The organism is Streptomyces sp. SID4985 (genome assembly GCF_009863025.1).
GTDB lineage: Bacteria > Actinomycetota > Actinomycetes > Streptomycetales > Streptomycetaceae > Streptomyces.
This window is the reverse complement of the sequence record NZ_WWIR01000476.1, coordinates 1-8,406: the sequence shown is the minus strand read 5'-3', so window position 1 is coordinate 8,406 and position 8,406 is coordinate 1. Positions and strand designations below refer to the sequence as shown.

At 72.8% G+C, this 8,406-nt stretch carries 6 protein-coding genes; 5 read left to right on the top strand and 1 reads right to left on the bottom strand.

The window, feature by feature from the left end; genetic code table 11:
- Window positions 1-136: 136 nt before the first annotated feature.
- Entirely contained in the window at window positions 137-1,756 is a 1,620-nt protein-coding gene (locus GTW40_RS21085) for a glycosyltransferase family A protein (RefSeq protein WP_161181760.1), read from the top strand.
- A 22-nt stretch (window positions 1,757-1,778) separates the two neighbouring features.
- Here GTW40_RS21085 and GTW40_RS21080 read toward each other — a convergent pair whose 3' ends face one another.
- On the bottom strand, window positions 1,779-2,405 hold the full coding sequence (locus GTW40_RS21080) for a TetR/AcrR family transcriptional regulator (RefSeq protein ID WP_161181759.1): 627 nt from the start codon (window positions 2,403-2,405) through the stop codon (window positions 1,779-1,781).
- A 195-nt stretch (window positions 2,406-2,600) separates the two neighbouring features.
- Here GTW40_RS21080 and GTW40_RS21075 point away from each other — a divergent pair, with 195 nt between their 5' ends.
- The 4 genes from GTW40_RS21075 to GTW40_RS21060 all read left to right on the top strand — a co-directional run bounded on the left by GTW40_RS21075 (window position 2,601) and on the right by GTW40_RS21060 (window position 8,353).
- On the top strand, window positions 2,601-3,518 hold the full coding sequence (locus tag GTW40_RS21075; protein ID WP_161181758.1) for an ABC transporter permease: 918 nt from the start codon (window positions 2,601-2,603) through the stop codon (window positions 3,516-3,518).
- Complete coding sequence (locus GTW40_RS21070) at window positions 3,511-4,338, top strand: ABC transporter ATP-binding protein (protein ID WP_161181757.1); 828 nt, start codon at window positions 3,511-3,513, stop codon at window positions 4,336-4,338. Before GTW40_RS21075 ends, GTW40_RS21070 begins: the two co-directional genes overlap by 8 nt.
- A 155-nt stretch (window positions 4,339-4,493) precedes the next feature.
- A complete protein-coding gene (locus GTW40_RS21065; RefSeq protein ID WP_161181756.1) occupies window positions 4,494-6,698 on the top strand; it encodes a CDP-glycerol glycerophosphotransferase family protein in 2,205 nt (734 codons plus the stop codon).
- A complete protein-coding gene (locus GTW40_RS21060; RefSeq protein WP_161181755.1) occupies window positions 6,695-8,353 on the top strand; it encodes a glycosyltransferase family 2 protein in 1,659 nt (552 codons plus the stop codon). The genes GTW40_RS21065 and GTW40_RS21060 overlap by 4 nt, the downstream gene beginning before the upstream one ends.
- The last annotated feature ends 53 nt before the right edge of the window (window positions 8,354-8,406 follow it).

The following is an 8,406-nucleotide window of genomic DNA, read 5'->3' as shown; positions in this document are numbered from 1 at the left end:
CCGTGCCGACGCCCGCCCCCGCGACGGCACCGGCACCGGCACCGGCCGAAGCGCGAGCCGGTTCCGACCGTTGTCCGGAACGACCGCTGAGCATCTCTTAACAGGGTATTACTGGTATTCCTCCCGCTCCCGGCCCATGGACCCCATGCCTCCAGCACCGCAGGACCCGCATCCCGCGCCCCGGGTCGCCGTCGTCGTCATCGGGTACGACGACGCCGCCCATGTGGCCGACGCCGTGCGTTCGGCGCTCCGTCAGGGGCCCGCCGTCGGTGAGGTGATCGCCGTGGACGACTGCTCCACGGACGGCAGCGCCGAGCTGCTGGAGCGGCTGGCCGTCCACGACCCCCGGCTGCGCGTCGTGCGCCGGAGCGCCAACAGCGGCGGCTGCGGCACCCCGCGCAACACCGGGATCGACGCGGTGACGCTGCCGTACGTGATGTTCCTGGACAGCGACGACATACTCCCCGCAGGCGCGGTGGACGCGCTGCTGCGGGCCGCCGTCGACGCGGACGCCGAGGTGGCGGCCGGGCTGTGCGTGCGCCGGGAGCTGCCCTCGGGGCGCGAGCACCCGTGGCACCCCGCGCTCTACGCGGCGCCCGCCGTGCTCGCGGGCCCCGACGAGCGCCCCCGGCTGGTCGAGGACACGCTGTGCGTCAACAAGCTGTACCGGACCGCGTTCCTGCGCGAGCACGGCATCCGCTTCCCCGAGGGCCGCTTCCTCTACGAGGACTACGTCTTCACCGCGCGGGTGCTGGCCGCCGCGCCGCGCGTCGCGCTCGTCCCGGACCGGGTCTACACATGGAACGTGCGCCGGTCCGCCGACCGACTCTCGCTCTCCCTGGACCGGGACGGCATCGACAACTGGCGCTCCCGCACCCGGGCCTGCGCCCAGGCCGACGAGATCCTGCTGCGGGCGGGCCGGGAGACGCTGGCGCGGGCAGCGCGGGCCAAGTTCCTCGACTACGAACTGCGCATGTACGTCCGCGACTTGGGCCTGCGCAACGCGGAGTACCGGCGCGCCTGGTGGGAGCACGCCCGGGAGTTCCTCGGGCGCTACGACGACGCCGACTGGGAGTCGGACCCCGCGGCACCGGGCCCGCTGACCGGTCGGGTGATCATGGCGTGCCCGGAGCCCGCCGAGCTGCCCCGGCTGCGGGAGCTGGCCGCGCGTCCGGCCCGCCTCCTGCCGCCGTACGCCCGCGCCGCCGACGGCACGCCGGTCTGGTCGGACGGGCTGCCGCAGGTGAGTCTGGCCCCGCTGCTGACCCGCCCGGCGAGCGCGCTCCCCGTCATGGTGGACGCCGAACTCCTGGTCCGGATGCGCGGGTCCCGGCTGCGGCTGCGCCTGCACGAGCTGTACGGCAGGGTCGCCGACGCGGGGCCGCTCGCGGTGACCGCGGAGTGGCGCTTCCGCGCGACGGGCCGTACCGCGCGGCGCGCCACGGTCCCGTTCGCCCCCACGACTCCCGGCCTGTGGACCGCCGAGGCCCCGGTGGACCTCACCGGCCTGGGGTCGGGCGTCTGGGACCTCTGCCTGACCCTGCACTTCAAGGACGGCACCAGCCGGGAGGCCACGGCCCACGCCCGTGGCGGCTCCGCGCGCCTGCGCCGCCGCGTCCTGCCCGACCCGCACCACCTGCTGCTCCTGGCCCACCCCTACGCCACCCACTCCGGCGCCCTGGCGCTCCGCGTGGCCACGGGGCCGGGGGGCGCGGCAAGGGTGGCGAAGGGAAGACTGCGGCGCCTGCTGCGCTGACCGTCCGGCCCGTGGCGCGTCCTCAGAGCGCCTTGAGCGCCCCGGCCGTGGCGCGGGCCAGGCTCGCCAGGTAGTCCTTGGGCAGCTTCGGCGTACGGATGACCACCGCGCGCCAGTACAGCGGCCCGGAGATCAGGTCCAGGGCCAGGTCGGGGTCGATGCCCGGACCGGCCTCGCCGCGCGCCTCCGCCGCCGCGAGAATCCGGCTGGCGACGCTCTCCTGGCTGTCCCGCAGGGCCTTCTGGAAGGCCTCGGCCATCTCGGGATTGCGGGCCGCCTCGGCCTGGAGGTCGGGGATGATCTGCGAGACCACGGGGTGGCGCAGCGCGCGCGAGGTGACCTCGTACAGGAGCCGGAGGTCGCCCTCCAGGGAGCCGGTGTCCGGGGCCGGGAGGCCCAGGACGGCCATCGCGGAGACCACGTCGAGCACCAGGTGCAGCTTGGAGCGCCAGCGCCGGTACACCGCCGTCTTGCCGACTCCGGCCCGCCGGGCGATGCCCTCGATGGACATGCGCGCGTACCCGACGGCGGCCAGTTCCTCGAAGACGGCCGCCCGGATGGCCTCGGTCACGTCCTCCCGGAGCACCGCGGCCCCGGCCGGAGCCCGGCGGCGCGGCCGCGCCGGGGGTTCGTCGGCGTTGGTCGTCATGCGCCCAGCATAGGGCGTGACGACGAAACGGTTGCGTTGCGACGTCGATTGGCCCTACTCTCACGATGCGACGATACGGTCCCGTTCCGACGTAAGAGAATGTAAAGAAAAGCGTTCGGAAACGCCGGGCGACGACCACTCCCGGCGCGGCCGGGCGAGCGCACACCCCCCTCCCCCCGAGCGAAAGCAGCGGATGTGAGCCAGGTCCTCGACACACCGCCCCCGACCCGGTCCCCGGCCGACGACACCGACCTCGCGGCCCTGGCCGCCCGGTACGGCCTCACGGTCAGCGGCGCCCGCCCCTCCGTCCCGGCCTACGTCCGGCAGCTGTGGGCCCGGCGCCACTTCATCACCGCGTTCGCCACCGCCAAGCTCACCGCCCAGTACAGCCAGGCGAAGCTCGGCCAGGTCTGGCAGGTGATGACCCCCCTGCTGAACGCGGCGGTCTACTACTTCATCTTCGGCGTGCTGCTCGGCACCAAGCACGGTGTCTCGAACTACATCGCGTTCCTGGTCACGGGCGTGTTCGTGTGGACGTTCACGCAGAACTCGATCATGGCGGGCACCCGGGCCATCTCCGGCAACCTCGGCCTGGTCCGCGCCCTGCACTTCCCGCGCGCCACCCTGCCGATCTCGTTCTGCCTCCAGCAGCTCCAGCAGCTGCTGTTCTCCATGGCCGCGCTGCTCGTCATCCTCCTGTGCGCGGGTGTGCCGGTCTCGCTGTCCTGGCTGCTCGCGGTGCCCGCGCTGGTCCTGCAGTTCACGTTCAACACGGGCGTGGCGATGATCATGGCCCGGCTCGGCGCCAAGACCCCGGACATCGCCCAGCTGATGCCGTTCATCCTGCGGACCTGGATGTACGTCTCCGGCGTGATGTGGAGCATCGACCAGCTCACCAAGGGCGACCACCTGCCGCCCGTCGTGACGCTGCTGCTCGAGACCAACCCGTCCGCCGTCTACATCGACCTCATGCGGTTCGCGCTGATCGACAGCTTCCACGCGAACCAGCTCCCGCCGCACGTGTGGGCGGCGGCCACCGGCTGGGCCGTGCTGGCCGGGGTCGGCGGCTTCATCTACTTCTGGAAGGCTGAGGAGACCTACGGCCGTGGCTGAGCAGACCTCCGCGCAGAGCGAGAAGACCCCCACCGTCATCGCCGACCGGGTGGACATCGTCTACCGGATCAACGGCACCGGCGCGGGCCGCGGCTCCGCCACCGCCGCCCTCAACCGCATCGTGCGCCGCAAGCAGGCCGAGACGGCCGCCGGGGTGCGCCGCGTCCACGCGGTCAAGAAGGTGTCCTTCGTCGCCTACAAGGGCGAGGCCATCGGCCTGATCGGCACCAACGGCTCCGGCAAGTCCACCCTGCTCAAAGCGGTCGCGGGCCTGCTTCCCGTGGAGAGCGGCCGCATCTACACGGGCGGCCAGCCCTCTCTCCTCGGCGTCAACGCGGCCCTGATGAACGACCTGACCGGCGAGCGCAACGTCCACCTCGGCGGCCTCGCGATGGGCATGTCCCGCGAGCAGATCCGCGAGCGCTACCAGGACATCGTCGACTTCTCCGGCATCAACGAGAAGGGCGACTTCATCACCCTGCCGATGCGGACGTACTCCTCCGGCATGTCCGCCCGGCTGCGCTTCTCCATCGCCGCCGCCAAGGACCACGACGTGCTGCTGATCGACGAGGCCCTGGCCACCGGCGACCGCAAGTTCCAGAAGCGCTCCGAGGAACGCATCCGCGAGCTGCGCAAGGAGGCCGGCACCGTCTTCCTGGTCAGCCACAGCAACAACTCGATCCGCGACACCTGCGAGCGGGTGCTCTGGCTGGAGCGCGGCGAACTGCGCATGGACGGCCCCACCGAGGACGTGCTCGCGGAGTACGAGGCCTTCACCGGCGACAGGAAGGCGGCCACGCCCGCTCCGGCGAAACCATAGGCGCCGAAAAGCCGTCTTCCGGGGTAAGAAGGGGGTAGGTGTCACGTGTTACGCCTTCGTCAACCCCGCTCGCGATTATCCCTTTCATCGCTCTGATGACAGTATGTTATGAAAGGTTGACTCTCCGAGACGACGAGCCGAAGGAGCCTTTCCCGATGCCTCACCTCAGCCTGATCGTCTACGGGCCGAACACCCAGGGGCATCTGACCGAGCTGCTCGACTCACTGGCGACCCACCCGCTCCCGGACGCCGAGGTGATCGTCGCCGCCGTCGGCGACTGGGCGCGGGAGACCGCCGAGGGCCACGCCCCCGAGACCGTCACCGTGCCGCTGCCCGAGGGCACCTCCGACGCGGCGGCCCGGGCGGCGGGGGTCGCGCGGGCCCGCGGCCGCTGGCTGCACTTCGTGCACGCCAAGGACGGTGTGCCCGCCGGGACACCCCGGCTGGTCGCCGAGCGGACCGCCGAACTCGACCGGGGCGACGAGTCCGCGGACGTCCTGCTCCTCGACCACATCACCACCACGTGGCGCACCACCGGCGCCCCCTCCCGCGACGGCCGCGCCCTGGCCGTCGCGGGGCGCTCCGTCCTCACCCTGGACGAGAACCCGGGCCTGCTGCGTCTGGCCCCCCTGCTCGGCACCCGCGTGATCGGCACCGCGTTCTGGCGGGCCCACGAGGACGAACTGACCGCCGACGACGAGGCCCACGTCGCCCATACGGCCCTGCTCCGCGCGCGCCGCGTCGCCTGTCTCGACCAGGTGGCGTACGAGAACCGGGAGCTGCGCCCGGAGAGCCTGCCCCCGCCCTCCCCCGGGTCCCGGCTCGCGCTGGTCGACCGCTACGAGTCGCTGCTCCCGCTCACCGAGGGCCGCCGCGCCGCCCGCGCGGTGCTCTACGACCTGATGGTCCGCGACCTGCTGCGCACCTTCGCCCGCGAGGACATGCCCGACCCCGTCGCGCGCGCCTTCTTCGCCCGCGCCTCCCGCGCCGCCGTCCACCAGCGCCCCGAGGGCCACCAGCGCCCCGGCGGGCTTGAGGGCGTACGGCACGCGCTGCTCGAAGAGGGCGCCTACACGCGCTACCGCGCCTTCCAGGCCGCCAACCACGTCCGCCGCACCGCCAGGAAGACCGTGCGCGCCCGCAAGCGCCAGGCGGGCGCCAAGCTCCGCGACCACTCCTACCGCAGGGCGCTCGCCCGCCCGGTCGACCCCAACCTGGCGGTCTTCTCCGCCTACTGGGACCGGGGCGTCTCCTGCAACCCGGCCGCCATCGCCGCGAAGCTCGCCGAACTCGCCCCGCACATCCGCCCGGTGTGGGTGGTGAGCAAGGACAACGAGGCCCTGCTGCCCGCCGGCACCGACCATGTGATCCCCGGCACCCGCCGCTACTGGGAGACGCTGGCCACCGCCAAGTACCTGGTCAACAACGTCAACTTCCCCAACGCGGTGGTCAAGCGGCCCGGCTCGGTCCACCTCCAGACCCACCACGGCACCCCGCTCAAGCGCATGGGCCTGGACCAGCGCGACCACCCGGCCGCCGCCCAGGGCCTGGACTTCGCCGCCCTGCTCACCCGGATCGACCGCTGGGACTACAGCGTCAGCGCCAACAGCCACTCCACCCGCATGTGGGAGCGCGCCTACCCGGCCCGCTACACCTCGCTGGACCACGGCTATCCGCGCAACGACGTCTACTACACCGCGACCGCCGCCGACGTGCGCGCCGCCCGCGAACGCCTCGGCATCCCGCCCGGCCGCACCGCCGTCCTCTACGCCCCCACCCACCGCGACTACGAGGCCGGGTTCACCCCCCGCCTCGACCTCGCCACCCTGGCCGACCGGCTCGGCGAGGACACCGTCCTGCTGGTGCGCGCCCACTACTTCTACGGCGACGCCGCCTCCCCGCTGAGCGGCCTGCGCCGCTCGGGGCGGATCATCGACGTCTCCACCTACGACCCGGTCGAGGAGCTGTGCCTCGCGGCGGACGCGCTGGTCACCGACTACTCGTCGATCATGTTCGACTACGCCAACCTGGACCGCCCTATCGTCGTCTACGCCGACGACTGGGAGACCTACCGCACCACGCGCGGCGTCTACTTCGACCTGCTGGCCGAAGCCCCGGGGCACGTCGCCCGCACCCAGGAGGAGCTGACCGAGATCCTCGCCTCGGGCGCCTGGCGCGACGAGAACGCGGCCAAGGCACGGGCCGCCTTCCGGCGCCGGTTCTGCGAGTTCGACGACGGCCGCGCCGCCGAACGGGTCGTACGCCGGGTGTTCCTCGGGGAGCCCGAGGAGGCCCTGCCCGCCGTGCTCCCGCTGGAGGAACGCACCCCCGCCCCGACCCCCGAGGAGGCCCGGCGATGACGACCCCCGATGTCACGGTCACCGTCATCAGCTACAACGACGCGGCCCGGCTGCCCCGCGCGGTGGCCTCCCTGCGCGCCCAGACCCACGCGAACATCGAGATCGTCATCAGCGACGACCACTCCACCGACGACACCCCCGAGGTGGCCCGCCGACTCGCGGCCGAGGACCCCCGCATCCGCTACCTGCGGCTGCCCGAGAACAGCGGCGGATGCAGCGCCCCGCGCAACCGGGCCATCGACATCGCCCGCGCCCCGTATCTGATGTTCCTCGACAGCGACGACGAACTCCCGCCCCGCGCCGTCGAGTTGCTCCTTGCCGCGCACCGCGAGCGCGAGGTCGACTTCACCATGGGCGCGGTGACCCGGGTCCGCGTGGACACCGGCCGGCGCACCACCTGGATGCCCCACCTGGTCGCCGAGCGCCGCACCCTGGACGGCATCGCCGCCGACCCCCGGCTGTTCTTCGAGCACCTGTCGACCAGCAAGATGTACGCCCGCGCCTTCCTCGACCGGCACGACCTGCGCTTCCCCGAGGGCATCCACTACGAGGACCAGCTCTTCTCCGCGCAGGCGTACTGCCTGGCCGAGGCGTTCACGATCATCCCGGAGCCGGTCTACACCTGGTACATCGAGCCGTACGCGGCCGCCGCCTCCGCCTCCATCTCCAACCAGCGACACAAGATCTCCAACGTGGCCGACCGGGTGCACGTCCAGCGCCTGATCGACGACTTCCTGGTGGCGAGCGGGCAGGCGGGGCTGCGCGAGGACAAGGACTACAAGTTCCTCAAGCACGACTTCCGGATGTACGCGGGCGACCTGCCCTACCGCGACACCGCGTGGCTCTCGGCGTTCGCGGAGATCATGAACCCGTATCTGGACAGCCTCGCCGACGGCGCCTTCGTACGGCTCCCCCGGCCCGAGCGGGTCGTCCTGGAGCTGCTGCGCGAAGGGCGCCTGGACGACCTGCGGCTCGCCGCGCGCGGCCTCGGGCGGCCGGTGGCGCCGAGGGAGGTCGCCGTCGACGGCACGGGCACCTACTGGGGCGACGCGGTGCCGTCCTCCGTACGGGGGCGGCGCGAGCTGGACGTGTCCGACCTGGAACTGGAGACCCGGCCCTTCCCCAGCGCGTACTTCCGGCACGAGATCACCGAGCTGACCCCCGGCCCCGGCGCGACACTCACCCTCGCCGTGCGCACCTACGACCCCGGGCTGCGGCTCCCCGTCGGACCGCAGCGCGCGGGGCTGCTGCTGACGCCGGGCAAGCGGCGGATGACGGTGCCGTTCCGGCTCGATCCGGTGCGGCCGGGTGTCTTCGAGGGGCGGGTCCGGGTGGATCTCGGCGGGGCCCAGCTGCCGTTGCAGGGGTTCGCGGGGACGCGGCATCCGGTGATCCGGCTTCAGCAACAGGGGCTGAGCCATGAGGGGGTGCTGCTTGCTCCGCTGGAGTTCCCTGCGCTGACGGCCCGGGTGGAGTACCGGTCGGGTACGGCGCCGCACGAGGTGGTCGTGGAGCCGGAGGGGCGGGGGGCCGGGCGGTTGCAGGTGCGGTGGCGTCCGGTGGGGGCGGCGCGTCTTCTACGACGCGTTGCGCGGCGGGTTGATCATCCCCGGGTGCGGGGCGCTGCGCGGCTTGTGGGGAGTGTGCTGCGGTGAGTTTTCGGGTGCGGGTGCGTTGTGGCTTGTCGCGCCCACGCGGCGGAGCCGCA